The organism is Mycobacterium sp. SMC-21, from assembly GCF_045310825.1.
Taxonomy (GTDB): domain Bacteria; phylum Actinomycetota; class Actinomycetes; order Mycobacteriales; family Mycobacteriaceae; genus Mycobacterium.
In genome coordinates this window covers 13,748-39,987 of the sequence record NZ_JBJIAO010000011.1, presented here as the reverse complement: position 1 = coordinate 39,987, position 26,240 = coordinate 13,748, and the positions used below count along the sequence as shown (strand labels likewise).

Genomic DNA, 26,240 nt, shown 5'->3' with positions numbered 1-26,240 from the left:
TTCCATTAATGTTGGCGCCCATGGACGTCCGGGTCGTCGATCACCCTCTGGCCGCGGCGCGGCTGACCACTCTGCGCGACGAGCGCACCGACAACGCCGGGTTCCGGGCGGCGCTGCGCGATCTGACGCTGATGCTGGTCTACGAGGCCACGCGCTCGCTGGCCAGCGAGGAGTTGCCGGTGCAGACCCCGGTCGCCGCGTGCACCGGCTCGCGTCTGTCGAACCCGCCACTGCTGGTTCCGGTGCTGCGGGCGGGCCTGGGCATGGTCGACCAGGCACACGCGCTGATTCCGGAGGCCCAGGTCGGCTTCGTCGGTATGGCGCGCGACGAGACGACGCACCAGCCGACGCCGTATCTGGAGTCCCTGCCGGCCGACCTGAGTGGCCGGCCGGTGATGGTGCTCGACCCGATGCTGGCCACCGGTGGGTCGCTGGCGTACACCCTGCAACTCCTGGTCGACCGCGGGGCCGACGACATCACCGCGGTGTGCGTGGTGTGTGCGCCGGAGGGAATTGCGTTGGTGGAGAAGGCGGTTCCGTCCCTGCGACTGTTCACGGCCACCATCGATGCCGAGTTGAACGACGATGCCTACATCGTGCCGGGCCTGGGCGATGCGGGGGATCGGCAGTTCGGTCCGCGCTAGTGGACGATCGGCCCGGTCGGGGTCGGTAGCGGGGTTTGGCTCGGCCGGGGAACCGCGTCGGGCAGGTTCGGCTTGCCGGTGGAGTCGACGGACACCGTGCCGCCCCAGGCCATGAGAGCGCCGGTGTTGCAACCGCCTTCGATTCCGGTGGCGAAGACGCTCACCTGCATCGCGCCTGCCGACATGTGGGCATGCGGGCCCACCGCGGTCTGGCCCGGGCTGAGCCGGTAGCTGCTGCTGAGGGTGCCCGGAGTTCCCGCGGGACTGACCGAGAAGCGCACCGAGATATCGGAACAGCCGTCGGCGGCATTGGTGAAGGACGGCTGCACCCAGTCGTCGGTCGGAAGGTCGAAGCGGAGCACCGCCGGCTGCCGGCAGTCCTGCATGGTGGCAGGCCGACAGTACGTCGAGATGTACTGCTCGGCGTGGACCGCGGCCGCCGGCGGGGCGAGAGCGATGCCCGCAGTACCGATTCCGCCGATCAGGACCGTCGCGGCGCCACCCCAGCGGCGAGCGAGTGTGTTGTCCGACATGCCGACACCTCTTTCCTCCGATGAATCGAGGCTAAGTCGCACAGGAGCCCGCCGGATATAAGGGATCTCCCTACGGTTCGGCGTCAGGCCGGGGCCAGCAGGCCGGTGACCACGGCCTCGACGTCGCGTAGTTCGGCTGCGGCCGACGTCCGACCGGTCGCCAGATCGGCGGTCGGCGGCTTGCTGACCTCGATGTAGCACTTGATCTTTGGCTCGGTTCCCGACGGGCGCACCGCCACCCGCAGGCCATGGCCGGTGAAGACCAGGGCGTCGGTGCGCCGTTTTCCCCGCAGCTCGGCCAGGTCCTCGGTCCGGACCGGGACACCGGCGATCTGGGCCGGCGGCTCGGCCCGCAGGCGGGCCATCACCGCGTCGGCGTCGGTGCGCACCGAGACCGCGCCGGTGGCGTGGACACCGAATTTCGCGGCCAGGGCGTCCAGCCGATCCTGCACCGTCTGGCCCTGATGGCGCAGTGCCACAACCAGATCGCAGAACACCACGGCCGCGCTGATGCCGTCCTTGTCGCGTACGGCATCGGGGTCGACGCAGTGCCCGATGGCCTCTTCGTACGCGTACCGCAGCGTGGCGCCAGGGATGTCCTGGTCGGCGCGCGCCAGCCATTTGAAGCCCGTCAGCGTTTCGACGTGGTGGGCTCCGTGGTCGGCGGCGATCTTCGCGAGCAGCTGCGACGAGACCAGCGAGCTGGCGACGACAGTGGTCCCGGCTTCCTCGGGAGTCAGGTTCGACAGCAGATAATCGCCCAGCAGCCAACCGGTTTCGTTACCGGACAGCAGGCGCCAGCCACTCGTGGTCGGGATGCCCACGGCGCAGCGGTCCGCGTCGGGGTCCAGGGCGATGGCGACTTCGGCGCCGGCCTCGGCGGCGAGGGCGAGCAGCAGGTGGGTGGCGCCGGGTTCCTCGGGGTTGGGGAACGCGACGGTGGGGAAGTCGGGATCGGGTTCGAATTGTGTTGCCACCGTCCGGATATCGCTGACACCGGCGCGGTTCAGGACGTCGATCGCCAGCGCGCCACCGACACCGTGCATCGCGGTCAGCGCCACCCGGACGTCGCCTTGCGTCCGGCGTAGTGACCCGGCCCGGCGCGCGTACTGCTCGATGAGGGTTTCGTCGACGGGCGTGACGGGCTGCCGGGCGATGCCGGTCGGTGCCTGCCGCATGGCCGTTTCGATGTCCCGGTCGGTGGGTGGGACGATCTGGATGCCGCCGTCGAAGTACACCTTGTAGCCGTTATCGGCAGGGGGATTGTGCGAAGCGGTGATCTGTACGCCGGCAACGGCGTCGAGCTGCCGCACCGCGTAGGCCACGACCGGGGTCGGCGCGGGGTGGGGGAGAAGGATGACGGAAAACCCTTCGGCGGCAAAGATTTCCGCGGTCGCGGTGGCGAATTCGTCGGAGTGGTGCCGGGCGTCCCGGCCGACCACGACCGTCGACCCGCCCAGGCAACGGTCCTTGAGCACCTGCGCCACGGCCCACGTCGCGCGGCTGACGGTGGTGACGTTCATGGCGTCGAGGCCCTCACGCATGGGGCCACGCAGGCCCGCGGTGCCGAAGGTCAGGGGTGTGTGGTTCACGGGGCCATTGTGCTCGCAGTGGGCGGACGTATGCGGCGACGTTGGAAAGATGACGACGGGACTATCTACGAGTGGGACAGCCAGCACGGCAAGGTTGAGGTCTACAACAAGCGTGGCGTTCATCAAGGCGAATTCGACCCGGACACGGGTGCGCAGACAAAGCCAGCAGATCCCGGACGGAAGGTGGAGCCGTAGTGCTTACGTGGTGGCTTCAGGGTTTTGACCGCACGACGGAGCGACTAGTGCAGGAAACTCATCTGACCCGTCTGACGGTGGCTGCGATTCGCGAGATCCTGCGGGTCGACGATGACATTCCTGTGGAGCCCTTTGACTTCGATGTTCCGAACCTCGATGCGGTTCGATCACTGGCGGAGTATGCGGATCAGCCGATTGCAATCGATGAAGCGCTCATCTATCAGTTGGGTTGCTACGAGGGCTCATAGAAGTTTCGAAACGCCTGAATCGGCTTTCGTTGGGCGTTGCCTCCATCAAAGCTTGGTGTCGCTGTCTCACAACCGCGCCAACACCTCGGCCAGCAGCGTCCCCATCCGGGTCGCTGACTGGCGCCCCGCCTCCAGGACTTCGGCGTGGCTCAGCGGCTCACCGGTCATGCCGGCCGCCAGGTTGGTCACCATCGAGATGCCGAGCACCTCGGCGCCGCCGGCGCGGGCCGCGATGGTCTCGTGCACCGTCGACATGCCGACCAGGTCGGCGCCCAGGGTGCGCAGCATCCGGATCTCGGCGGGTGTCTCGTAGTGCGGGCCGGGCAGCCCGGCATACACGCCTTCGGTCAGCGACGGGTCGACCGCGCGGGCCAGTGCCCGCAGCCGCGGCGAATAGGCGTCGACCAGATCGACGAACTGGGCGCCGACCAGAGGCGACCGCGCCGTCAGGTTCAGGTGGTCGCTGATCAGCACCGGCTGGCCCACCGAGTACTCCGCGCGCAAGCCGCCGGCGGCATTGGTCAGCACCACGGTGCTCACACCGGCCGCGATGGCGGTGCGCACCGGGTGCACGACATGGCGCAGGTCGTGGCCCTCATAGGCATGGATGCGGCCCAGTAGGACCAGCACGTCGCGGCCGCCGACCTGCAGCGCGAGTGCCTGGCCGCCATGACCCGACGCGGTCGGTGGGGTGAATCCGGGCAGGTCACCCATGGCGATGGTGGCTGACGGCTCGCCCAGCACGGCGGCGGCCGGGGCCCAGCCGGAACCGAGGACGACCGCCACGTCGAAGCCGGCGATTCCGGTGCGGTCACGGATGGCGGCGGCGGCCGCAGCGGCGGCGGAGTCAGGGGTGGCCTGCGGATCGGTCACGGCGTCCACCTTAGTTGCCAGCTGCGGCCGAACAGGCCGGTGCGATACTTCCATGATGCTGACGGGAGACGCCATGCAGACGGTCACCGATGCCGTCGCGCGTCACCGTGCCGATTTGATCGAGCTGTCCCACTCGATCCACGCCGAACCGGAACTGGCTTTCGCGGAGCACCGCAGTTGCGCGAAGACCCAGGCGCTCGTGGCCGAGCGCGGCTTCCAGGTCACCCCGGCCGCCGGCGGCCTGGATACCGCGTTCCGTGCCGACTACGGCAGCGGCGAGCTGGTGATCGGCGTCTGCGCCGAGTACGACGCGCTGCCCGGTATCGGACATGCGTGCGGGCACAACATCATTGCCGCGTCGGCGGTCGGCACGGCGCTGGCGCTGGCCGAGGTCGCCGACGAGATCGGCATCACCGTGGCATTGATCGGCACGCCCGCCGAAGAGGCCGGCGGCGGAAAAGCGTTGCTGCTGAACGCCGGGGTGTTCGACGACGTCGCGGCATCGGTGATGCTGCACCCCGGTCCGGTCGACATCGCGGGGGCGCGGTCCCTGGCGCTGTCCGAGGTGTCTGTGGCCTACCGCGGGCGCGAGTCGCACGCCGCCGTCGCGCCCTACCTGGGCATCAACGCCGCCGATGCGGTCACGGTCGCGCAGGTCGCGATCGGGCTTCTGCGTCAGCAGTTGACGCCCGGTCAGATGGTGCACGGCATCGTCACCGACGGCGGTCAGGCACCGAACGTCATTCCGGCGCATACGGAATTGCTGTACACGATGCGGGCCACGGACTCCGCGTCACTGGACGAACTGGAAGTACGCATGTTCTCGTGCTTCGCGGCCGGCGCCTTGGCGGCGGGCTGTACGCACGAGGTGACGGAGGTGTCGCCGCGGTATGACGCGCTGACGCCCGATCCGTGGTTGACGACGGTGTTCCGCGCCGAGATGGAGCGTCTCGGCCGGACGCCGCTGCCGGTGGACCTGGAAGTGTCTGTGCCCCTTGGTAGTACCGACATGGGCAACGTCACGCAGGTGATGCCGGGAATCCACCCGGTCGTCGGGATCGAGGCCAATGGCGCGTCGATCCACCAACCGGAGTTCACCGCGGCGGCGGCGGGGCCGAGTGCGGACAAGGCCGTCACCGAAGGCGCGATCATGTTGGCGCGCACGGTGGTTGCGCTGGCGCAGGCGCCTGACGAGCGGGCTCGGGTTTTGCAGAAGATGGCGGACCGGGCGGCGGTTCAGCGACAAGTGAAGGCAGGGCGCGGATGACCCTCTCGGACCACGCCGAGCGCTGGCTGGCCACGAACTACGACGACCTGGTCGGCTGGCGGCGGCATCTGCACGCCAACCCCGAGTTGGGCCGGCAGGAGTTCGAGACCACCAAGTTCGTTGCGACGCGGCTGGCCGAGGCCGGGTTGAACCCGAAGATTCTGCCCGGCGGTACCGGCCTGACGTGCGATTTCGGTCCCGAGGACCGGCCGCGGATCGCCCTGCGCGCCGACATGGATGCGCTGCCGATGGACGAGCGCACCGGCCTGCCGTTCGCCTCGACCGTGCCCAATGTGGCGCACGCCTGCGGACACGACGCGCACACCGCGGTGCTGCTCGGCACCGGGTTGGCTCTGGCGTCGGCGCCGACGCTGCCGGTCGGTGTGCGCCTGGTGTTCCAGGCCGCCGAGGAGCTGATGCCCGGCGGCGCGCTGGACGCCATCTCCGCGGGTGCACTGGCTGGTGTGTCGAGAATCTTTGCGCTGCACTGTGATCCGCGGCTCGAGGTCGGCAAGGTCGCCACCATTCCGGGTCCCATCACCTCGGCCGCCGATCAGATGGAGATCACCCTGCACTCGCCGGGCGGCCACACGTCGCGCCCGCACCTGACCGGTGATCTGGTCTACGCGCTCGGCTCGCTGATCACCGGGGTGCCCGGCATCTTGTCCCGCCGCGTCGATCCGCGGCACAGCACCGTCATGGTGTGGGGCGCGGTCAACGCCGGATTCGCGTCGAACGCCATCCCGCAGACGGGCACCCTGGCCGGGACCATCCGCACCGCCAGCCGTGATGCCTGGGTCGAGATGGAATCGATTGTCCGCGAGATCGTTTCGTCCCTGCTGGCGCCGCTCAACGTGGATCACACGGTGCTGTACCGCCGCGGCGTCCCGCCGGTGGTCAACGAGGAACTCTCGACGCGCATCATGACCCACGCCATCGAGGCGCTGGGCCCCGATGCCCTGGCCGACACCAAGCAATCCGGTGGCGGCGAAGACTTCTCGTGGTATCTCGAGGAGGTGCCGGGGGCCATGGCGCGCCTCGGCGTGTGGCCCGGCGTCGGCCCGCAGTTGGACCTGCACCAGCCGACCTTCGACCTCGACGAACGCGCCCTCGCCGTCGGCGTCCGGGTCCTCGTCAACATCATCGAACAGGCCGCCGCTTTCTAACTGCGAGCGTGGGTGTCTGCTCCTAACCGCGAGCGGCCGTGTTTGTACGCCGACACGCCGTGTTTCGCGTGCATCTTGGGGCCGCTCACGCTCGCCGAGGGGCCGTGAACTGCGCACCTGATCCACGTGCCGCGAAATTCCACAGTTCGTGATTGATCCACAGATCGTCTGATGCGCCTTTCGGCCACAGCCGTGGAAGCCGAGCATCAACGACGTGGACGCCGACCTTCAAGCACTACTCGACCTCCAGGACGGGGTAGCCACCAGCGCTCAGATCCTGTCGAAGCTGTCCCGCAGGACCTTTGACTCGTATCTGAAAACTGGTGCGCTCGAACGTATCTGGCAAGGGATCTACTCGCGGGGTGAACCCGACGACTGGACGCGGCTGCGCGGCCTGGACCTCTCGGCCGGCAAGCCGGTCCCGGTGTGTCTGGGGACGGCGGCGGCCCTCTACGGATTCGACACCGAGAATCCCAAGGACCTGCATGTGCTCAATCCCGCAGGTTCACATCTGCGGCACGCTGATGGACTGATGATCCATCGCCGCGACGGCGCACCGATGGTTGTGGAGCAGGGCCGGCCCGCGACCGCGCCGGCGTGGACTGCGATCGAAGTAGCACGCTCGCTGCGAAGGCCACGTGTACTGGCGACGCTCGATGCTGCTCTGCGTTCCGGCACCTGCGACCGGGTGGAGTTGTCGCGGGCGGTGACCAGGCAGGCCGGACGTCGCGGAATCGTCATCGTGAGGGAGATGTTGCCGATCGCAGATCCACGCGCGGAGTCGCCGATGGAGAGCGAGGCGCGCCTCGTGATGATCGACGGCGGCCTACCGATGCCCGAACTGCAATACGAGGTCATCGACGGCCGGGGAAAGCTGCGTCGGCTGGATTTCGCGTGGCCGCAGTACATGGTCGCCGCAGAGTACGACGGATTGGATTGGCACAGCGGACCGGACGCGATGTTGGCCGACCGCGAGCGCAGTTCGGCACTGATGGACGTCGGATGGACGGCGATCTCGATGGTGTTCGAGGACGTCCGCTACCGCCCGGACGACCTCGTCGCGCGCATCAACGCGAACTTCGGGCGCGCTCGCGCCGCCTGAGCGGCCCCAAATTGCACGCGAAACACGGTGTGTCGCTGTACAAACACGGCCGCTCGCGGGAAAGAAAAAGGGACTAGGGCCCGATGTTGCGGGAGGGGCGGGTGCGGAGGTGGTGGACGTAGTCCGCGGGGGCGCCGGCGATCTCGGCGGCCTCGGCCATGACGCCGAGGTACCGCGCCGAGGGCAGCCCGCCTTCCCAGGCGTCGACGACGTACATCCAGGCCAGCACGGGGTCGGTGGAGGTGTCCGACGACACCCGGTGCACCCGGCAGCGGATCTTCTTGTGGATCCCCAGCTCGGAGCCTTCCCACCGGTCCAGGCGTTCCTCGTCCTCGCGCGTCATGTCGTAGAGCACGACGAAGACCTTCGAGAGCGGATCCTCGACCAGCGTCGCCAGCGCGCCCTCCCAGCCGATGTCGGCGCCGGCGAACGTCAGTCGCCAGCCGTGCAGCCACCCCGTGGCCGCCATCGGAGAATGAGGCGCCCGCTGAAGCATCTGCTCCGGATGCATGTTCGATCCGTAAGCGGCGTAGAGCGGCACTCGGCAAGCCTACGGCTTGTTGTCCGGCGACCAACACCCAACTCGGGGTTAGATGTAGCCGTGGCTACCCGCATCGTGATCATCGGCGGCGGTCCCGCCGGATATGAGGCCGCCCTGGTTGCCGCCGGTTACGGCCGTGAGGCAACCGAGGTGACCGTCGTCGACCGCGACGGCATCGGCGGTGCCTGCGTGCTCTGGGACTGCGTGCCGTCCAAGACCTTCATCGCGTCGACGGGCGTGCGCACCGAGCTGCGCCGCGCCGACGGGCTGGGCTTCGACATCAAGATCGAGGACGCCAAGATCTCGTTGCCGCAGATCAACAACCGGGTCAAGACGCTGGCTCGCAGCCAGTCCGTCGACATCGGCGGGCAACTGCTGCGCGCCGGCGTCAACGTCGTGGCCGGCCGCGGCGAGCTCGTCGACAGCATCCCGGGAATGGCGCACCACCGGGTCAAGGTCACGACGCCCGACGGGCGGTCCGGCGTGCTGAAGGCCGACGTGGTGCTGATCGCCACCGGCGCCAGCCCCCGGGTCCTGCCCAACGCGGTGCCCGACGGCGAACGCATCCTGAACTGGCGGCAGCTGTACGACCTCACCGACCTGCCGGAGCACCTGGTCATCGTGGGCTCGGGCGTCACCGGCGCCGAGTTCTGCAACGCCTACACCGAACTGGGCGTCAAGGTCACGGTGGTGGCCAGCCGCGACCAGATCCTGCCGCACGAGGACTCCGACGCCGCCGCGGTGCTGGAGGAGGTGTTCTCCGAGCGCGGTGTGACGTTGGTCAAGAACGCGCGCGCCGATTCGGTGGTCCGGACCGAGACCGGCGTCAAGGTCAGCCTCGCCGACGGCCGCGTCGTGGAGGGCAGCCACGCGTTGATGAGTATCGGTTCGGTGCCCAACACCTCGGGCCTGGGGCTGGAGAAGGCCGGCATCGAACTCGGGCCGGGTAATTACCTGACGGTCGACCGGGTGTCGCGCACCAAGGCGCCGGGCATCTACGCCGCGGGCGACTGCACCGGCCTGCTGCCGCTGGCCTCGGTGGCCGCCATGCAGGGCCGCATCGCGATGTATCACGCACTGGGTGAAGGGGTTTCGCCGATCAGGCTGCGGACGGTCGCCGCCGCGGTGTTCACGCGCCCGGAGATCGCCGCGGTCGGCGTGCCGCAGTCCGCGATCGACGCCGGCACGGTGCCGGCCCGCACCCTGATGTTGCCGCTGAACACCAACGCGCGAGCCAAGATGTCGCTGCTCGAGCACGGTTTCGTGAAGATCTTCTGCCGCCCGGCCACCGGTGTGGTGATCGGCGGCGTCGTCGTCGCGCCGATCGCCTCCGAGCTGATCCTGCCGATCGCGCTGGCGGTGCAGAACCGGATCTCGGTGACCGATCTGGCGCAGACGCTGTCGGTCTACCCGTCGCTGTCGGGCTCGATCATCGAGACGGCCCGCCGGCTCATGGCTCACGACGATCTGGACTGACACGCGAACCGCGCCGACCACGTAGGCTCGGTCACGCAAGGCCTACCGACGAGTAACCACGAGGAGTTCCGCCGTGAGTGACCCGATTCCCGGTCCGGGCAATGGTCAGACCCTGCTGAGCCCCGCACAGCGCGACACCGCGTGGAACCGGTTGGGCTCCGAGCAGTTCGACGTGATCGTGATCGGCGGCGGTGTCGTCGGCGCCGGTGCGGCGCTCGACGCGGCGACGCGCGGGCTGAAGGTCGCCCTGGTCGAGGCGCGCGACTTCGCCTCCGGCACCTCCAGCCGCAGCAGCAAGATGTTCCACGGCGGCCTGCGCTACCTCGAGCAGCTCGAGTTCGGCCTGGTTCGTGAGGCGCTGTACGAACGCGAACTGTCCCTGACCACGCTGGCGCCGCATCTCGTGAAGCCGCTGCCGTTCCTGTTCCCGCTGACCAAGCGGGTCTGGGAGCGCCCCTACATCGCCGCAGGCATCTTCCTGTACGACCAGCTCGGCGGAGCGAAGTCGGTGCCCGCGCAGAAGCACCTGCTCAAGGCCGGCGCGCTGCGCCTGGCGCCCGGGCTCAAGCGCAGTTCGCTGATCGGCGCGATCCGCTACTACGACACCGTCGTCGACGACGCGCGGCACACCATGACCGTCGCCCGCACCGCTGCGCACTACGGCGCCGTCGTCCGCACTTCGACGCAGGTCGTGGCGTTGCTCCGCGAAGGCGACCGGGTCACCGGTGTACGGGTCCGCGATTCGGAAACCGGTGCGGTGACCGAGGTCTGCGGCCACGTCGTGGTCAACGCCACCGGAGTGTGGACCGACGAGATTCAGGCCCTGTCGAAGCAGCGCGGCCGGTTCCGGGTCCGCGCCTCGAAGGGCGTGCACATCGTCGTCCCGCGGGACCGCATCGTCAGCGAGGTGGCGATCATCCTGCGCACCGAGAAGTCGGTGCTGTTCGTCATCCCGTGGGGCACGCACTGGATCATCGGCACCACCGACACCGACTGGAACCTCGACCTCGCGCACCCGGCGGCGACCAAGGCCGACATCGACTACATCCTCGGGCACGTCAACAAGGTGCTGGCCACGCCGCTCAACCATGACGACATCGACGGCGTCTACGCGGGCCTGCGTCCGCTGCTGGCCGGCGAGAGCGAGGAGACCTCCAAGCTGTCCCGCGAGCACGCCGTCGCGGTGCCGGCTCCCGGCCTGGTGGCCATCGCCGGCGGCAAGTACACCACCTACCGGGTCATGGGCGAGGACGCCATCGACGCGGCCAGCGAGTTCGTGCCGACGCGCGTGGCGCCGTCGATCACGGAGAAGGTGCCGCTGCTCGGGGCCGACGGCTACTTCGCGCTGATCAACCAGACCGAACACGTGGGCCAGCACTATGGGCTGCATCCCTACCGGGTGCGGCACCTGCTGGACCGCTACGGCTCGCTGATCGGCGAGGTGCTGGACATGGCGGCCGACCGCCCCGAGCTGCTGGAGCCCATCACCGAGGCGCCGGTGTACCTGAAGGTCGAGGCCTGGTACGCGGCCGCGGCCGAGGGCGCGCTGCACCTCGAGGACATCCTGGCCCGCCGCATGCGGATTTCCATCGAGTACCAGCACCGCGGCGTCGACTGCGCCCGCGAGGTCGCGGAAGTCGTTGCGCCCGTGCTGGGTTGGAGTGCCGAGGACATCGACCGCGAGGTCGCGACGTACCTGGCCCGCGTCGAAGCCGAGGTGCTGTCACAGACGCAGCCCGACGACGAATCGGCAGATGCGCTGCGCGCGGCGGCTCCCGAGGCCCGTTCGGAGATCCTCGAGCCGGTTCCGCTCGATTGAGCCTGCCCGTCCGTCCCGGATACGAGGGGATCGGGCCTGCCCGGCTGCGGGTGCACGGCGGGCCGGTGCTGGCCGAGTTGCAGGCGCGGTTCGGCGACGACGCGGCCGCGAAAGTGCTTGCCGGCGAGGTGGTTTGCGCCGACGGGTCGGTCGTCTCGGACGCGACGGAACTGCCGGCCGGCGCGTTCATCTACTGGTACCGCGACCTGCCCGACGAGGTCGCCGTCCCGTTCGACGTGCCGGTGCTGTACCGCGACGAGAACATCGTCGTGGTCGACAAGCCGCACTTTCTGGCCACCATGCCGCGCGGTGGGCACGTGGTGCAGACGGCCCTGGTGCGGCTGCGCCGGGCCTTGGGATTGTGGGAACTGTCCCCAGCGCACCGGTTGGACCGGCTGACCGCCGGCGTCCTGGTGTTCACCGCGCGACGCGAGGTCCGCGGGGCGTATCAGACGATGTTCGCTTCCGGCGGGGCGTCCAAGACGTATCTGGCGCGGTCGTCGGCCGGGACACTGACCGAGCCCGTCGAGCTGCGCAATCGAATCGTGAAGCGGCGCGGGTCTTTACAGGCCGTCATCGAGCCCGGTGAGGTGAATGCGGTGACGCTGATCGAGCCCTTGGGTTCCGGGTTGTTCCAGCTGTCGCCCGCGACCGGACGCACCCACCAACTGCGGGTGCACATGAACTCACTGGGGCTGCCGATCGACGGGGATCCGTTGTACCCCACGGTGCTCGACGTCGCCGCCGGTGACTTCTCGACGCCGCTGCAGTTGTTGGCGCAGCGGCTCACGTTCACCGATCCGGTGACCGGGGTGAAGCGGGAGTTCGTCAGTGAGCGAACGTTGGAGACGTAAGGGACCACGTGGGTCACGCGCCCTGACCGCAGAATCACCGACACTTGCATTGACTCTGTACCGACGGCGTTGGCTACTCGAACTTTCTCGCCATTGCCGCGGGATCAACCAGGCAGACCCCTGTGTTCTACTGCTAGCCATGGACCGCACCACATTTGACCGCCTGTTCGACATGACCGGCCGCACCGCCATCGTGACCGGCGGGACCCGCGGTATCGGCCTCGCCATGGCAGAGGGCTTCATCCTGGCCGGCGCCAACGTGGTGGTGGCGAGCCGCAAGCCCGACGCCTGCGAGGCCGCCGCCGAGCACCTGCGCGGGCTCGGCGGCAAGGCGATCGGCGTGCCGACGAACATGGGCAACCTCGACGATCTCGACCAGCTGGTGGACGCCACCGTCGCGGAATTCGGCGGCATCGACGTCCTGGTCAACAACGCGGCCAACGCACTCGCTCAGCCGCTGGGGGAGATGACGCCCGAGGCGTGGGCCAAGTCCTACGACTCCAACCTGCGCGGCCCGGTGTTCCTGGTGCAGAAAGCGTTGCCGCACTTGAAGGCCAGCCCGGCCGCCGCCGTGCTGAACATGTCATCGGTCGGGGCGTTTCAGTTCGCGCCGTTCGTGTCGATGTACGCCGCGGGCAAGTCGGCGCTGCTGTCGTTCACCCGCTCGATGGCAGCCGCCTACGCGGCCGACGGCATCCGGGTCAACGCCATTGCGCCCGGTCCCGTCGATACCGACATGGTGCGCAACAATCCGCAGGAGGTCATCGACGTGATGGCGTCCAACACGCTGATGAAGCGGTTGGCCAATCCGGACGAACTGGTGGGCACGGCACTGCTGTTGTGTTCGGGCGCAGGCAGTTACATCACCGGACAGGTCGTGATCGTCGACGGCGGCGGGACTCCGCGGTAGGGCTCGTCAGTACGTGTGCAGGGGACCGTGCGATTTTCCGTACATCACCCGCAGTGTGGCGTCGCGGACGAATCCTTTGTCGAGGAGCTTGATACCGGTGTTCGGGATGGCCGGGATACCGGCGAGCTTGTGGCCGAAGCGGCCCATGCGGTACTCCCTGCCCCAGGCCGCCTCCAGGCGCCGGGTGTAGTTGGTGAAGTCGTCGGGGCCACCGTTCTGCAGTGCCGCGATCACACTCTCGCCGGCGCCCAGGCCGGCCTCGAGCGCCTTCGAAATACCCGCGCCCGAAACCGGTTTGGCGGCACCGAGGGCATCGCCGGTGAACACCACGCCCGGACGCCACGGTGGCCACGCGGTGAAACCCATCGGCAACCGCCATGCCCGCACGCTCTTGCTCATCTTCAATTCCGCGATCGATGGCAGCTCCCAGTCCCGCGGCAGGGACCCCAGGAATTCGCCGAGCAACTGTGTGGCGTTGATCGCCTGCCAATTCCGGTAGCAGTTGACGTAGCCCACGCCGATGTTGAGCACGCCGTTGCCCATCGGGAACACCCAGCCGTAGCCGGGCAGCTGATCGCCCTGGAACTGCAGCTTGAGGTAGATGTCCAGCGAATCGGTGTCCGGCCGGTTGGCGTGCATCTCCGCGCGGATCGCGATGGCCGAGTAGCCGTTGTACTCCGAATCGATGTGCAGGGCGCGCTTGATCGGTGAATACGCGCCGTCGGCGGCGATGACCGCGTCTGCCGAGATCTTCTCGCCGGTCTTGAGAACCACGCCGACCACCCGGCCGCCGGCATCGAGTTCGGGTCCTGCCACTTCGGCGCCCTCGCGTACCTCGGCTCCCGCCTTCTCGGCATGACTGAGCAACACGGTGTCCAAATGCGTTCGGCTGACGGTATGTCCGTGATCGGGCATACCGGGACGCTGTGGGAAGGACATCTCCCACCGACTCGGGCTGAACACCGTGACACGGTCGACCCGGTGGAAGGTGGAGACCTCGTCGGCCAGGCCCATCTTCTGCAGGTAACTGACGGCGCGGGCCGTCAAGCCGTCGCCACATGGTTTGTCGCGCGGAAACTCCGCCTTGTCCACGACCAGCACCTTGGCGCCCACCTGCGCCGCCTGCCAGGCCGCGGCGGCGCCCGACGGACCGCCACCGGCGACGACGACGTCATACCGCTGTGCCATCGTGCCCGCCCCGTTCCTCCCCGAAGTGGCTCCAGTTCATCAGCTTTCGCGTGGAGCCGCCAGGCGGACAAACTTACCGAAGCGGGTCGTCGACCTTAAGTTCGTCCCCGGTGTTCGAGACGAAGACGACGAGGAGCCTGGCGGGTTCCGTCGGGCTGGTGACCGGGCCGAGATGCTCCCGGCCGACGTGTCGAGCGCGCACGGGTAATCAGGGCGCAACGGGGCTACCGTGGATGTCGCGGCATCCATCTTCGGCGTCCGCACTTGACGAACAGTCCGCCTGGTCACTCCGCAGACCGCAAAGGGCCGCCAGGACTGCATCGCCGCCGGCACCCGTTGGGCGCACCTGCGGCTTTGTCTGGCATGTGGTCCGTCGGGTGCTGCGATTCGTCGCCGATGCGCCATGCCAGTGCCCATGCGAAGACGCCGGGCCACGAGATCGTGCACTCCATAAGTCTTAGCACTGTCGGTTGGATGCCTCGGAGGGCACGACTTTGTACTCCGTTGTGGGTATGACTCGTCTGATACTGGCTTTCCATACGATCGAAGTCGATAAGCTGTGCTAATGAGCGACGTGGGGGACGATTCTCGGCTGCCGGCCGAGGCGCGTGCGCGACGGCTCATCGATGAGCAGCTCACCCAGGCGGGCTGGGTAGTCCAAGATAAGAAGGGCCTGAACCTCTTCGCGGGTTCGGGCATTGCTGTTCGCGAAGTGGTGATGAAGCCAAGCCACGGACGGGTCGACTATTTGCTTTACGTCGATAAGGCAGTCGTCGGCGTCATTGAGGCGAAACCAGTCGGTACGCCGTTGTCTGGGGTCGAGTGGCAGTCAGCCATGTATGCCGAGGGTTTGCCAGCCGATGTGCGGATCGCCGCGAAGACGCGTGAAGGACGCTTGCCATTCGTGTTCGAGGCTTCGGGCGTCGAAACTCATTTCACGAACGGTTTCGATCCGGAACCACGCGCGCGGCTGATCTTCAATGTGCCTAGGCCCGAGGCGTTAGCCCGCGTTCTGCGTGACGCCGAAGGGGACCCACGTCGACCGACATGGCGGGCTAAGGTGCAGAACCTGCCTGCGCTCGATACTGCTCCGCTCCGCCCGGCCCAGATAGAGGCTATCAATGGCGTCGAAAAGAGTTTGGCTGCACAGCAGTTCGATCGGTCGCTGATCCAGATGGCGACTGGCGCCGGCAAGACGTACACCGCGGTGACGCAGTCGTACCGCGTGCTCAAACACGGTAGTTTCAATCGAATTCTGTTCCTGGTCGACCGAAACAACCTGGCCGACCAGACACTTGCTGAATTCCAGAACTATCGCACGCCTGACGACGGTCGGCGTTTCACGGAGCTGTACAACGTCGCCAAGCTGTCGAAGGCGGGATTGTTGGGGTCGACGAAGGTATCGATTTCGACGATTCAGCGGGTTTTCAAGGCCATCAAGGTTGGCGAAGTCAGCGACACCGACGACCCGGACATCGACGATTACATCCCGGAAGTGCCGGTGACTGTTTCGTACAGCGGTGAAATCCCACCGGAGACATTCGATCTCATCGTTGTCGATGAAGCTCATCGGAGCATCTACGGGGTTTGGCGGGGTGTCCTCGAGTATTTCGACGCCCACGTGGTCGGGCTAACGGCCACTCCTGGTAAACAGACGTTCGCGTTCTTCCGGCAGAACCTGGTGTCGGACTACACCTATCCCGAATCCGTAGCTGACGGCGTCAACGTCGACTTCGACGTGTACCGGATCCGCACGAAGATCAGCGATGCGGGATCGCGGATTGAGGCAGGCACCATCGTGCCGAAGGTTGACCGGCGTACTCGTGAACAGCGGCTTGAGGCACTCGACGATGATCTGGATTACGGTGCAGCACAGCTCGATCGGGCAGTGACCGCGACCGATCAGATCCGGACGGTGCTCGAAACATTCCGGGACCGGCTCTTCACCGAGATTTTCCCGGGACGTAGCGCGGTGCCGAAAACGCTGATCTTCGCCAAGGATGACAACCATGCGGAGGAGATCGTAAAACAAGTACGTGAAGTGTTCGGTAAGGGCAACGATTTCGCTGCGAAGATCACCTACAACGCGCGAAATGCCAAGGAGCAGTTACAAGCCCTGCGGACCAGCCCGAGCCTTCGCATCGCCGTCACTGTCGACATGATCGCCCACGGTACCGATGTTAAACCACTGGAATGTGTGTTCTTTATGCGCGATGTGCGCTCAGCGCAGTACTTCGAACAGATGAAAGGTCGTGGGGCACGGACAATTCCGGACGCTGACTTTCAATCGGTCACGCCGGATGCGCAGACGAAGACGCGGTTTGTGATAGTCGACGCCGTCGGCGTCACCGAGCACGACTTCGTCGAGCCGCCCCTGAACCGGCAACGGTCGGTGCCGCTCAAGAAGTTGCTGGAGAAAGCGGCCAATCTAACGATCACCGAGGATGAAGCAGCCACTCTTGCTTCGCGTTTAGCCAAATTGGAGCTCGACCTCACCGACAAAGAGCGGGTTGAACTAGATGAAGTCGCATCCGGTTCGGTTCGCGACATCATCCGGAATCTCGTTGATGCGGTCGAACCAGCGGCCACGACACGAGAAGCCATTGATCGTGCGATTGAACCGCTGGCCTCGAACCCTGAGCTGCGCAACCGTATTTTGGAGCTCCGGGCTGCGCATGATCGAGTGATTGACGAGGTCAGTCGCGACGAATTGATCGAAGCTGGGGGTGTGGTCAATACGGACAAGGCTCGCTCGGTGGTGGAGTCGTGGGCAGCCTATCTGGCTGAACACCGCGACGAGATCACAGCATTGCAGGTCGGTTATGAGGCGGGGGAACGGCGGATAGACTTCGCGGTTATCGAAGGGCTGGCGGCGAGAATCTCACGGCCGCCCCATAATTGGACAACTGACGTGATCTGGAACGCCTATGCCGCGGTGGATGGGTCGAAGGTGCGCACGAGTGCGACCCATACGGTGACCGACCTGGTGTCGCTGATCCGCTATGCCACTGGTATTGATGACGAGCTGGTGCCCTACGGTGAGCGGGTGCGTGAGCGATATGCCGCCTGGTTGGTGCAGCAGGAGCAGTCGGGTGCGGTCTTTGCCGAGACCGAGAGGTGGTGGCTGGACCGGATGGTGTCGGTGATCGCGAGTTCCGCGGGTATCCGGGTCGAAGACCTCGACGACGCGCCATTCACCGAGCGTGGCGGAACTGATGGAGCGATAAGGGATTTGGGTGAGCGGGCAGCGGAGTTGATCGACGAATTGAACGCGGAGTTGACGGCGTGAGCTGGCCAGTTAAGCCGCTGGGTGAGGTCGCCGATACGGCACTTGGGAAGATGCTGGACAAGGGCCGAGATTCGGGCAAGCCTCGGGTTCAGTATCTTCGCAACGTCAACGTTCAGTGGGGGCGTATCGACGCGGACGACTTGCTGTCGATGGAACTTGCCGACGCAGAGCGCGAACGGTTTGAGGTTCTTGAAGGCGATCTCCTCGTTTGTGAAGGTGGTGAGATCGGCCGCTGTGCTATTTGGCGCGGCAGGCCCGAGTACATCGCATTTCAGAAGGCATTGCACCGGATTAGACCCTCCCCAGTGTTGAATGTGCGCTTTCTGCGTTACCTGCTTGAGCACCAAGCGAATAACGGAACGTTAGCGGCGTTTGCCACCGGCTCAACAATCGCGCACCTTCCGCAGCAGCAGTTGAGGAGAATTCCGGTGCCGTTACCTCCTTCGGATGAGCAGCACCGCATCGTAGAGATTCTTGAAGACCATCTGTCGCGCCTCGAGGCTGCGCGAACTGAACTTGATCATGCGCGATCAAAGCTCGCGGCCCTACGCGAGCGCACTGTGGTTCAAGCCCTGACTGGCGGTACTGCGATTGATCGCATCGACACAGGTTTATCGGATGTGGGCACTGTCGACGGGATTCTTCCGCCGTTGCCAGTGGGATGGGTGTGGTCCCGGCTTGGAGACGTTGCAGAAGTCGTTGGTGGCGTCACGAAGGACTCGAAAAAGCAGAACGATCCGTCGTTTGTCGAGGTGCCCTATTTGCGAGTGGCCAATGTTCAGCGAGGACACTTGAACCTCAGTGAAGTTGTCACGATTCGCGTGGCGCCCGCTAAAGCGATGTCTCTCCGTTTGGAGCGTGGCGACGTGCTGCTCAACGAAGGCGGCGACCGCGACAAGCTTGCGCGCGGCTGGGTGTGGGAAGGACAGGTGCACAACTGTATTCATCAGAATCATGTATTCCGTGCTCGCATTACCGAGCCTCGGCTTGATCCTTACTTCTTGTCCTGGACTGCAAACACATTCGGAGGACGTTGGGCTGAGCGCAATGGCAAGCAGAGCGTCAATCTGGCCTCCATCAGTCTGTCGATGATTCGGAAGATGCCGGTGATTGTGCCCTCGCCGGGCGTGGCTGCGCGTATCGCTGATACCTTGAACGACAAGCAAGCAGATTTCGATCGACTTGAGAAGTCGATCGATGACGCGGTTGGTCGAGGAGCTGTGCTCAGAACATCGCTTCTAACCGCAGCTTTCTCCGGTCGCCTCACCGCTCCCTTAGCTGACGTGAAAGAACTCGAAACTGTATGAGCGGCAAGCAGATCAAGCTCTTCCTTGTAGACGGCAGCGCCGGCGGACTCACCACCGCTGAGATCACCAATTGGACTGGGCATGTGCTGTCGGCGCCGCGGTCAGAACTGGCCGATCTCCTCAAACGCGAAGAGGCTCAACGCACCGGCGCCTACCTGTTGATGGGCGAAGACGAAGCTGTTGTTGGAAACACTCGTTGCTACATCGGTGAGGCCGACGTCGTCGCTGAGCGCTTGCGGTATCACCAACGGGAGAAAGATTTTTGGGATCGCGTCGTCGTGATCACGTCGAAGGACGCGAATCTGACGAAGGCCCATGGTCGCTATCTTGAGTCACGCATCATCGATCTGGCGACAAGAGCTGGGCGCGTCAAGGTCGAGAACGGTACGGCTCCGTCGCCGCCGGCGTTGCCCGAAGCGGATGCCTCCGACATGGACTACTTCGTTTCGCAACTTGAGATCGTACTGCCGGTTCTTGGCGTCAATGCCATCCGCATCCCGCTCCCGAAGCCCGGAATCCGGGACGTCGTGGACTCGGATTCGCCGGTATTTCACCTGCGCAACGCCAAGCAAGGCGTCGACGCTAAGGCCCAGCAGATCGACGGCGAGTTCACCATGCTCGCCGGGTCAATTGTCGTGGCGGTTTGGCAGGGCATCGGCAAGGCTCAGAGCACGATTAAGTCGTATGCGTCGTACCGTGCGCATCATGAGCAGTTGATCGCCGACGGGGCGGTCGTCATCGAAGCTGGGAAGGGCGTGGTCACCCGGAGCATCCCGTTCAGCTCACCTTCCACGGCGGGCGCTGTTGCATGGGGGCACTCCTGCAATGGACGCCGAGAGTGGATCGCCTCGGACGGTTCAACCTTTGGCGACTGGGAGAGTCGCGGCGTCGAGTAGCGGCGCGAGCAGCTTGTCGGTGGGCACTGCAATTATTCTGGTAAGCGAGAGCGGCTTCGCGCGGCACAATGGTCCGGAGGCAAACGACCGACCTCATGGAATCGCAGATGGGAGGCGATGGTCATGATCAAGCAGATCGAACTGCGCCTCGTCGGAGGCTCTGCGCCCAGCGGCGAGATCACACTGAAAGACCTGAGCGCCATATCGGCTGCGCTGCAGGAGTTGGTCACCAGACTCAGCCGTGATGCAGCAGATGCGGCTGGCCCTGGGCGATCCAAGCAGTACGTGGAGGAGTTCGCCGAACTGCGGTTGGGCGCCATTCAGCAGGGGAGCACGGTGCTCCAGTTCAGCAAAGGGCCGACCGAAAAGCTCGACGTCGAGGTTCCCGGGCTGGCCGATGCCGACGACAGGTTCTGGGAGGTACTGACGGCGATCAGCACCGACCATCGGCCGGACTGGGTCAGTGAATTGATCGCCGAGTCGGCAGGCAAGCTGACTCTCGCGATGAGGGCTGCCGCGGACACCGTCGTCGTAGCCTCGCCGTCCCGCGGTGACATTCGTATCGAGGCCTCAAACGCCCATCCCGAGACTTGGGCAACGGCCCGACAGACTGCTGGTGGCGCCGGCACTGCGGCTGGGCGGCTGGAGAAGGTGGACCTGCATTCCCACAAGTTTCGACTCCGCGACGACGTCGGCAACACAGTCGAATTGCGCCGCGTCGCCGATGATGCAGCTGCTGCGCGGCTCGTCGGACAATGGGTTCACGCCGAGGGCATGGCAACGCTCAGTCCGTCTGGACGGGTAGTGATCTTGGATGACGCACGGGTACACGAAACAGTCGATCCGGTCGCAGAGTTTCGGCAGCACGACGTCGTTTCGCCGGACGAAATTCTTGCGAGTGCTCCCGGGCCGGATCCGAACGGCGGTGTTGATCCCACAGAGGAGGAATGGGCCGCTTTCCTTCAGGCAATTCGCTCATGAGCCGGCCGGGAGCGACCGTCGTGGATACCGATGTGTTTAGCCGTATCTACGTCAATCCAGTAGCTGCAGATTCGCGCGCGCAGGAATGGCGTGAGGTCTTGGCGGGGCGGCCCACGGTCATTTCCTTTCAGACTCGAGGCGAGGTCCTCAGCGGTGCCCGCCAAGCGAATTGGGGCGCTCCCCGGATGGCGCGTCTGCTTGAAGTGCTTCAACGCACGCCGACGATCTATGCAGATGTCGACGTAGTCGGGGCGTATGCCAAGCTTTCGGCAGATTGCCGCGCCGGGGGTCACCCGCTCCACGACAAGATTCATACCGCTGATCGCTGGATCGCAGCTTGCGCTATCGCCAAGCACTTCGAGCTGTTGTCTGGAGACGCAATTTTTCAGGGTGCTCCAAACCTCGATGTTATCAACTGATTTCAAAGGAACGCATGTCTGAATCGCGTCGCCTCGTCGACAAGCTGTGGTCGTACTGCAATGTGCTGCGCGACGACGGCGTCGGCGTCATCGAGTACACAGAGCAGCTCACGTACTTGCTATTCCTGAAAATGGCGCATGAGCGGTCGACGCGAAAACTAAACCCGCAGAAGATCGTTCCCAACGAGTTCTCCTGGCAGAAGCTCCTTGATGCCGAGGGAACCGACCTCGAAGTCGAGTACACCAAGATTCTCGTCGGGCTCGGTCAGCAGCCGGGAACATTGGGGACTATCTACCGCAAGGCGCAGAACAGGATTCAGGATCCAGCCAAGCTCAAGCGACTGATTGTTGACCTCATCGACAAAGAAAACTGGTCCGCGTCGGGTACGGACCTCAAAGGCGACGCATATGAGGAGTTGCTTGCCAAGGGTGCCTCGGACAAGGGTTCTGGTGCCGGGCAGTACTTCACGCCACGTGACCTCATCCGTGCCATCGTCGACGTCATCGACCCGTCGGTGGCAGACACCGTCGTCGATCCTGCGGCACAGGCGGATTCCTCCTTGTCGCGCATGAGCACGTGGCCGAAGCGGCAGGCAAGCTCACCCCGACGCAGCGAACCCACCTTCGCGACAACTTCGTCGCCGGATACGAACTCGTCGATGGCACTGCCCGGTTGGCTGCGATGAATCTGCTGTTGCACGGCATCGGCGCTGCTGACGGCGCGTCGTTGATTGAGGTGCGTGACGCGTTGATTGCTGACCCCGGCCGTCGGTGGTCGGTCGTCCTATCTAATCCTCCGTTCGGGCGCAAGTCGTCGCTGACGATGATTGGCGCGGACGGACGCGAGGTTCGCGACGATATCGAAATCGAGCGTCAAGACTTCGTCGTCACTACGAGCAACAAGCAGCTCAACTTCCTGCAACACATCATGACGATCTTGGATATCAATGGCCGCGCGGCGGTTGTCCTGCCGGACAATGTGTTGTTTGAAGGCGGCGCAGGGGAAACACTGCGCCGGAAACTCCTGGCAGACTTCGACCTTCACACCATGCTGCGACTGCCGACAGGTATTTTCTACGCTCAGGGCGTGAAGGCCAACGTGCTCTTCTTCGACAAGAAGCCGGCGTCGGAACACCCGTGGACCAGTAAGCTCTGGGTGTACGACCTGCGTACCAACCAGCACTTCACGCTCAAGCAGAATCCGTTGCGGCGCAGCCACCTGGATGACTTCGTCGAGTCATATCTGTCGGGCAAACCCCGCGACGAGCGGGTCGAATCCACTCGCTGGCACGCGTACTCCTACGACGATCTCCTCGCCCGCGACAAGGTCAACCTCGATATCACCTGGTTGCGCGACGAGTCGCTTGAGGACGCGGACAACCTTCCGGCGCCTGAGGTGATTGCCAGGGAAATCGTTGAAGACTTGACGGCGGCGCTCGCCGAGTTCGAGGCAGTAGCCTCGGCCTTCGAAGCTTCGGCCGGCGGCGAGGCTCTGTAAGCACGGTGCGTGTGCTTGTTGCTTCTCGATGAGTTGCCGGGTACGCGGCTGCTAGATCGTGCTCAGTGGTATTCGCGTCGCTTGTAGCCGGATTGTCGGGCGCGGTATTGGTGTTGTCGGCGTTATCGTAACCAGGCCAGCAGGGTCGTGACGGTGTTGCTGGGAGGGAAGCCTGGGCCGCTGCCCAAAGGCAAGGAACTCAGCCAACCCACCGGAATGGGGTGGTGGCGGAGCGGCTCTCGTAAAGCTGGCGACGACCCGGATCCAGGTAAACGCAACGGCGCGTGCGGTCCACGCGGAGATGACGTAAAGCTCGACCAAGATACTCGCGCGCAGTCGCCGCAGCCCCGGCAGCGTCCTGAGCGTATCTCGACGAAGCGGATGGACTTTTCGCGCGCTACGGTGGATTGATCGCGGGTGCGGTACCGCAAGCGTCGACAGTCGGAGGAGGGCACGGCCGTGGCATCCATCTTCGGCGACTCGCACTTGAAGAACGTCCGCCTGGTCACCCCGCAGACCACCAAGGGCTGCCAGGACTGCATTGCGGCCGGCACCCGCTGGGTGCACCTGCGGTTGTGTCTGACGTGCGGGCATGTGGGCTGTTGCGATTCGTCGCCGATGAAACACGCGAGTGCGCACGCGCAGACGCCGGGGCACGAGATCGTGCAGTCCTTCGAGCCGGGTGAGAACTGGCGGTGGTGCTACGTGCACGAGAAGTACGTCTGATCATGTCCTGATCTGTGGGATGCGTGGCATTGCGCGCCCTGTAAGTCTGGTCGATCCGCGGACAAAATGGAATGTATCCAATTTAGTCCGATGGAAGGTTGACGATCATGACCGAAGTCATTGCAGGAGTGACGATTCCGGATACCGAGCTGGTCCGGGAGGCCACCTCGATCGTCCGGAAGGCGACCGACGACACCTTGTTCAACCACTCCCGCCGGGTGTTCCTGTGGGGATCGTTGAAGGCCGCTGCGCGCGGCCTCGATGTCGACCCGGAACTTGCCTACGTGGGCGGCATGTTCCACGACCTGGGCCTCACGACGGAGTACGGCACCAAGCATCAGCGGTTCGAGATCGACGGCGCCGACTTGGCTCGAAAACTGTTGCTGGACTTCGGCCGTAGCGAGCAGGAAGCGACGAACGTGTGGTTGGCGATCGCGCTGCACACCACGCCGGAGGTCCCGCATCACCTGGCGCCCGAGATCGCGGTGGTCATCATGGGCGTCGAAACCGACGTCATCGGTCTGGGGCTCGACGAGATCAGCGACCGGCAGCGCGCCGAGGTGGTAGCCGCCCATCCGCGCCCCGATTTCAAGAACCGCATCCTGCGGGCGTTCAACGCCGGCATGGTCGATCGTCCGCTCACCACGTTCGGGACGATGAACGACGACGTGCTGGCGCACTTCGACCCGTCGTTCGAACGGATCAACATGGTTGACCTCATTCAGGGCAATGCCTGGCCGGAATGAACGCAGATGATGGCGATGGACAACGCCGGGCCGGGCGACAGACAGGGGAAAACCCGGCCCGGCGTCGTCTCTTCGATCAGGCCTGCTTGACGGCCTCGATGTCGAGGGTGATGGTCACCTTGTCGCCGACGACGGCGCCACCGGTCTCCATCGGCAGGTCGAGGTCGACGCCGAAGTCCTTGCGGTTGATGACAACTGACGCTTCGTAGCCGGAGACCTCGCCGTTGCCCATGCCGGGGCTCACGCCGTTGAATTCCAGGTTCAGGGTGACCGGGCGGGTGTTGCCCTTGATGGTCAGGTTGCCGTCGAGAAGGTACGACGAGCCGTTGGGCCGCACGGCGGTCGAGACGAAGGTCGCGACGGGGTGGTTCTCGGCGTCGAAGAAGTCTGCCGACTTGACGTGGCCGTCGCGCTGTTCGTTGCCGGTGTTGAGCGATGTCACATCGATCTCGGCGGTGACCGACGGCGTGCCGTCCGCGTCGACGGTGATGGTGCCACTGAAGTTCTCGAACTTCCCGCGGACCTTGCTGACCATCAGGTGGCGTACCGAGAACTCGACTGTCGAGTGGGCGGTGTCGATCGCCCAGGTGCCGACGCTGAGGGGAGCGGTTGCGGTGGTCATGTGCCTGTCCTTTGTCTCTCGTGTGTGAGCACCGGCTCGTCCGGACTCTGCACTGCCCAACCGGACCGCAGTCCGGATTATTCCGGCGGTCGACTCGCATTCCTTAATGAAAATGATTATCGTTAAGGTCATGTCCTCGACCTCAGCTGACCTCATCCCGGTGACCGTGCTTTCGGGCTTCCTGGGAGCAGGCAAGACGACGCTGCTCAACCACATCCTCGCCAACCGGGAGGGGCGCCGGGTGGCGGTGATCGTCAATGACATGAGCGAGGTGAACATCGACGCGGCGCTCATCGCGGGGCAGGGGCATCTCGACCGGACCGAAGAGAAGCTCGTCGAGCTCACCAATGGCTGCATCTGCTGCACCCTGCGTGAAGACCTCATCACCGCGGTCGCGGATCTGGCCCGACAGAACCGATTCGACCAGATCGTGATCGAATCGACGGGCATCTCCGAGCCGATGCCGGTGGCGGCGACCTTCAGTTGGGAGTTCGAGGACGGTTTCATCCTGTCCGAGCTGGCCCGACTCGACACGATGGTCACCGTCATCGACGCGTGCACCTTCCTGCCGGAATTGGCGCGCGGGGAGGCGCTGGCCGACCGGAACCTGGCGGTGGCCGACGGCGACGGCCGCAACATCGCCGATCTGCTGGTCGATCAGGTCGAGTTCGCCGACGTCATCCTCGTCAACAAGACCGACCTGGTGAGCGCGAAGACGATTGCGACCGTCGAGGCCGTCGTGCGGCGCCTCAACCCCACCGCGCGGATCGAGCACACCGAGCACGGGATCGTCCCGCTGGCAACCGTTCTGGACACCGGGTTGTTCGATCCGGAACTGGCCGCGGAAGCGCCCGGGTGGGACGAGGAGATCGCCAATGGGCACACTCCCGAAACCGAGGAATACGGCATCAGCAGCATGACGTTCCGTGCTGCTCGCCCGTTTCATCCGCAGCGTCTCGCCGCGGCCCTCGATCAGGTGCGAGGCCTGTTGCGCAGCAAGGGTTTCTGCTGGATCGCGACCCGCCCGAACATCGCCGCCATCTGGTCGCAGGCCGGTCCAAATCTCACGATCGAGCCCGCGCAGTACTGGACGAGTACCGACATAGATCCCGGTCAGGAGATCGTCTTCATCGGTATCCGCCTCGAAACCAGCTCGGTACGAGCACTTCTCGACTCAGCGCTCCTCACCGACGACGAAATGGCGGCCGGCACGAGTGCCTGGCTGCGTTATGCGGACCCGCTGCCGGCCTGGACCGCCGCGCACAGTCACGTCTGAGGCGTGTCATTTGAAGCAAGCCCGCCGCGCAGGGGCATCACGCACTACCTTGGGCTGTATGACACGCGTCCG

24 protein-coding genes and 1 pseudogene are annotated in these 26,240 nt (G+C 65.2%); 19 read left to right on the top strand and 6 right to left on the bottom strand.

The window, feature by feature from the left end; translation table 11 throughout:
* Positions 1-20: 20 nt before the first annotated feature.
* Positions 21-644, top strand: a complete 624-nt coding sequence (gene upp, locus ACJH6H_RS13490) for a uracil phosphoribosyltransferase (RefSeq protein WP_406775039.1) — start codon at positions 21-23, stop codon at positions 642-644.
* Here upp and ACJH6H_RS13485 read toward each other — a convergent pair.
* Both ACJH6H_RS13485 and ACJH6H_RS13480 read right to left on the bottom strand, forming a co-directional pair.
* On the bottom strand, positions 641-1,177 hold the full coding sequence (locus ACJH6H_RS13485) for a hypothetical protein (RefSeq protein WP_406775038.1): 537 nt from the start codon (positions 1,175-1,177) through the stop codon (positions 641-643). The two genes, upp and ACJH6H_RS13485, sit on opposite strands and share 4 nt — an antisense overlap.
* Positions 1,178-1,260: 83 nt before the next feature.
* On the bottom strand, positions 1,261-2,769 hold the full coding sequence (locus ACJH6H_RS13480; protein ID WP_406775037.1) for a phospho-sugar mutase: 1,509 nt from the start codon (positions 2,767-2,769) through the stop codon (positions 1,261-1,263).
* Positions 2,770-2,799: 30 nt separating this feature from the next.
* On the opposite strand from ACJH6H_RS13480, the gene ACJH6H_RS13475 reads away from it, so the two are divergent.
* Complete coding sequence (locus ACJH6H_RS13475; RefSeq protein WP_406775096.1) at positions 2,800-2,964, top strand: colicin E3/pyocin S6 family cytotoxin; 165 nt, start codon at positions 2,800-2,802, stop codon at positions 2,962-2,964.
* A gap of 47 nt (positions 2,965-3,011) precedes the next feature.
* Positions 3,012-3,212 (top strand): hypothetical protein, encoded by a 201-nt coding sequence (locus ACJH6H_RS13470; RefSeq protein WP_346417033.1) that lies wholly within the window; start codon positions 3,012-3,014, stop codon positions 3,210-3,212.
* A gap of 66 nt (positions 3,213-3,278) precedes the next feature.
* Here ACJH6H_RS13470 and ACJH6H_RS13465 read toward each other — a convergent pair whose 3' ends face one another.
* On the bottom strand, positions 3,279-4,139 hold the full coding sequence (locus tag ACJH6H_RS13465; RefSeq protein ID WP_406775036.1) for a purine-nucleoside phosphorylase: 861 nt from the start codon (positions 4,137-4,139) through the stop codon (positions 3,279-3,281).
* A gap of 1 nt (position 4,140) precedes the next feature.
* Here ACJH6H_RS13465 and ACJH6H_RS13460 point away from each other — a divergent pair, with 1 nt between their 5' ends.
* The 3 genes from ACJH6H_RS13460 to ACJH6H_RS13450 all read left to right on the top strand — a co-directional run bounded on the left by ACJH6H_RS13460 (position 4,141) and on the right by ACJH6H_RS13450 (position 7,620).
* On the top strand, positions 4,141-5,352 hold the full coding sequence (locus ACJH6H_RS13460) for a M20 family metallopeptidase (protein ID WP_346417049.1): 1,212 nt from the start codon (positions 4,141-4,143) through the stop codon (positions 5,350-5,352).
* Positions 5,349-6,518 (top strand): M20 family metallopeptidase, encoded by a 1,170-nt coding sequence (locus ACJH6H_RS13455; protein ID WP_318986384.1) that lies wholly within the window; start codon positions 5,349-5,351, stop codon positions 6,516-6,518. Before ACJH6H_RS13460 ends, ACJH6H_RS13455 begins: the two co-directional genes overlap by 4 nt.
* A 214-nt stretch (positions 6,519-6,732) precedes the next feature.
* A complete protein-coding gene (locus ACJH6H_RS13450; RefSeq protein WP_406775035.1) occupies positions 6,733-7,620 on the top strand; it encodes a hypothetical protein in 888 nt (295 codons plus the stop codon).
* 73 nt (positions 7,621-7,693) lie between these two features.
* Here the strand turns inward: ACJH6H_RS13450 and ACJH6H_RS13445 are convergent, their stop codons facing one another.
* A complete protein-coding gene (locus tag ACJH6H_RS13445; RefSeq protein ID WP_267318214.1) occupies positions 7,694-8,161 on the bottom strand; it encodes a gamma-glutamylcyclotransferase in 468 nt (155 codons plus the stop codon).
* Positions 8,162-8,221: 60 nt separating this feature from the next.
* On the opposite strand from ACJH6H_RS13445, the gene ACJH6H_RS13440 reads away from it, so the two are divergent.
* The 4 genes from ACJH6H_RS13440 (at position 8,222) to ACJH6H_RS13425 (ending at position 13,220) form a co-directional block, all read left to right on the top strand.
* The gene (locus ACJH6H_RS13440) at positions 8,222-9,637 is read left to right on the top strand and encodes an NAD(P)H-quinone dehydrogenase (RefSeq protein WP_318986386.1); all 1,416 of its coding nucleotides are present in this window, start codon (positions 8,222-8,224) and stop codon (positions 9,635-9,637) included.
* A gap of 73 nt (positions 9,638-9,710) precedes the next feature.
* Positions 9,711-11,456 carry a glycerol-3-phosphate dehydrogenase/oxidase gene (locus ACJH6H_RS13435; protein ID WP_267323773.1) on the top strand — a complete coding sequence of 582 codons (1,746 nt, stop codon included), beginning with the start codon at positions 9,711-9,713 and terminating at the stop codon, positions 11,454-11,456.
* Positions 11,453-12,310 (top strand): pseudouridine synthase, encoded by an 858-nt coding sequence (locus ACJH6H_RS13430; protein ID WP_267323772.1) that lies wholly within the window; start codon positions 11,453-11,455, stop codon positions 12,308-12,310. Before ACJH6H_RS13435 ends, ACJH6H_RS13430 begins: the two co-directional genes overlap by 4 nt.
* A 139-nt stretch (positions 12,311-12,449) precedes the next feature.
* A complete protein-coding gene (locus tag ACJH6H_RS13425; protein ID WP_267323771.1) occupies positions 12,450-13,220 on the top strand; it encodes an SDR family NAD(P)-dependent oxidoreductase in 771 nt (256 codons plus the stop codon).
* 6 nt (positions 13,221-13,226) lie between these two features.
* On the opposite strand, the gene ACJH6H_RS13420 is transcribed toward ACJH6H_RS13425, so the two are convergent.
* The gene (locus ACJH6H_RS13420; RefSeq protein ID WP_267323770.1) at positions 13,227-14,408 is read right to left on the bottom strand and encodes an NAD(P)/FAD-dependent oxidoreductase; all 1,182 of its coding nucleotides are present in this window, start codon (positions 14,406-14,408) and stop codon (positions 13,227-13,229) included.
* Positions 14,409-14,973: 565 nt separating this feature from the next.
* Between ACJH6H_RS13420 and ACJH6H_RS13415 the strand changes: the two genes are divergently transcribed.
* The 8 genes and pseudogenes from ACJH6H_RS13415 to ACJH6H_RS13380 all read left to right on the top strand — a co-directional run bounded on the left by ACJH6H_RS13415 (position 14,974) and on the right by ACJH6H_RS13380 (position 24,270).
* Positions 14,974-17,697 carry a DEAD/DEAH box helicase family protein gene (locus tag ACJH6H_RS13415; RefSeq protein ID WP_406775034.1) on the top strand — a complete coding sequence of 908 codons (2,724 nt, stop codon included), beginning with the start codon at positions 14,974-14,976 and terminating at the stop codon, positions 17,695-17,697.
* Positions 17,694-19,004, top strand: coding sequence for a restriction endonuclease subunit S (locus tag ACJH6H_RS13410; protein WP_406775033.1), 1,311 nt, complete (start codon positions 17,694-17,696; stop codon positions 19,002-19,004). Before ACJH6H_RS13415 ends, ACJH6H_RS13410 begins: the two co-directional genes overlap by 4 nt.
* Complete coding sequence (locus ACJH6H_RS13405; RefSeq protein WP_267323766.1) at positions 19,001-19,900, top strand: GIY-YIG nuclease family protein; 900 nt, start codon at positions 19,001-19,003, stop codon at positions 19,898-19,900. Before ACJH6H_RS13410 ends, ACJH6H_RS13405 begins: the two co-directional genes overlap by 4 nt.
* 123 nt (positions 19,901-20,023) lie before the next feature.
* Positions 20,024-20,881: a hypothetical protein gene (locus ACJH6H_RS13400; protein WP_406775032.1), complete on the top strand. Its 858-nt coding sequence runs from the start codon at positions 20,024-20,026 to the stop codon at positions 20,879-20,881.
* A 20-nt stretch (positions 20,882-20,901) separates the two neighbouring features.
* The gene (locus ACJH6H_RS13395; protein WP_406775031.1) at positions 20,902-21,300 is read left to right on the top strand and encodes a PIN domain-containing protein; all 399 of its coding nucleotides are present in this window, start codon (positions 20,902-20,904) and stop codon (positions 21,298-21,300) included.
* 14 nt (positions 21,301-21,314) lie between these two features.
* A pseudogene (locus ACJH6H_RS13390) lies at positions 21,315-22,798 on the top strand (N-6 DNA methylase).
* Between the two features lie 459 nt (positions 22,799-23,257).
* Positions 23,258-23,524, top strand: a complete 267-nt coding sequence (locus ACJH6H_RS13385) for a UBP-type zinc finger domain-containing protein (protein ID WP_061007099.1) — start codon at positions 23,258-23,260, stop codon at positions 23,522-23,524.
* Between the two features lie 107 nt (positions 23,525-23,631).
* Complete coding sequence (locus ACJH6H_RS13380) at positions 23,632-24,270, top strand: HD domain-containing protein (RefSeq protein WP_406775030.1); 639 nt, start codon at positions 23,632-23,634, stop codon at positions 24,268-24,270.
* A gap of 76 nt (positions 24,271-24,346) precedes the next feature.
* On the opposite strand, the gene ACJH6H_RS13375 is transcribed toward ACJH6H_RS13380, so the two are convergent.
* A complete protein-coding gene (locus ACJH6H_RS13375) occupies positions 24,347-24,892 on the bottom strand; it encodes a YceI family protein (protein WP_406775029.1) in 546 nt (181 codons plus the stop codon).
* 130 nt (positions 24,893-25,022) lie between these two features.
* Between ACJH6H_RS13375 and ACJH6H_RS13370 the strand changes: the two genes are divergently transcribed.
* The gene (locus ACJH6H_RS13370) at positions 25,023-26,168 is read left to right on the top strand and encodes a GTP-binding protein (protein ID WP_406775028.1); all 1,146 of its coding nucleotides are present in this window, start codon (positions 25,023-25,025) and stop codon (positions 26,166-26,168) included.
* The last annotated feature ends 72 nt before the right edge of the window (positions 26,169-26,240 follow it).

Excerpts from the sequence above, each read along its gene's own strand:
- ACJH6H_RS13370 (WP_406775028.1), top strand. The coding sequence starts at position 25,023 with ATGTCCTCGACCTCAGCTGACCTCATCCCGGTGACCGTGCTTTCGGGC.
- ACJH6H_RS13420 (WP_267323770.1), bottom strand. The coding sequence starts at position 14,408 with ATGGCACAGCGGTATGACGTCGTCGTCGCCGGTGGCGGTCCGTCGGGC.
- ACJH6H_RS13375 (WP_406775029.1), bottom strand. The coding sequence starts at position 24,892 with ATGACCACCGCAACCGCTCCCCTCAGCGTCGGCACCTGGGCGATCGAC.
- ACJH6H_RS13380 (WP_406775030.1), top strand. The coding sequence starts at position 23,632 with ATGACCGAAGTCATTGCAGGAGTGACGATTCCGGATACCGAGCTGGTC.
- ACJH6H_RS13415 (WP_406775034.1), top strand. The coding sequence starts at position 14,974 with ATGAGCGACGTGGGGGACGATTCTCGGCTGCCGGCCGAGGCGCGTGCG.
- ACJH6H_RS13405 (WP_267323766.1), top strand. The coding sequence starts at position 19,001 with ATGAGCGGCAAGCAGATCAAGCTCTTCCTTGTAGACGGCAGCGCCGGC.
- ACJH6H_RS13425 (WP_267323771.1), top strand. The coding sequence starts at position 12,450 with ATGGACCGCACCACATTTGACCGCCTGTTCGACATGACCGGCCGCACC.
- ACJH6H_RS13475 (WP_406775096.1), top strand. The coding sequence starts at position 2,800 with ATGCGGCGACGTTGGAAAGATGACGACGGGACTATCTACGAGTGGGAC.
- ACJH6H_RS13400 (WP_406775032.1), top strand. The coding sequence starts at position 20,024 with ATGATCAAGCAGATCGAACTGCGCCTCGTCGGAGGCTCTGCGCCCAGC.
- upp (WP_406775039.1), top strand. The coding sequence starts at position 21 with ATGGACGTCCGGGTCGTCGATCACCCTCTGGCCGCGGCGCGGCTGACC.
- ACJH6H_RS13455 (WP_318986384.1), top strand. The coding sequence starts at position 5,349 with ATGACCCTCTCGGACCACGCCGAGCGCTGGCTGGCCACGAACTACGAC.
- ACJH6H_RS13465 (WP_406775036.1), bottom strand. The coding sequence starts at position 4,139 with ATGGAAGTATCGCACCGGCCTGTTCGGCCGCAGCTGGCAACTAAGGTG.
- ACJH6H_RS13485 (WP_406775038.1), bottom strand. The coding sequence starts at position 1,177 with ATGTCGGACAACACACTCGCTCGCCGCTGGGGTGGCGCCGCGACGGTC.
- ACJH6H_RS13460 (WP_346417049.1), top strand. The coding sequence starts at position 4,141 with ATGCTGACGGGAGACGCCATGCAGACGGTCACCGATGCCGTCGCGCGT.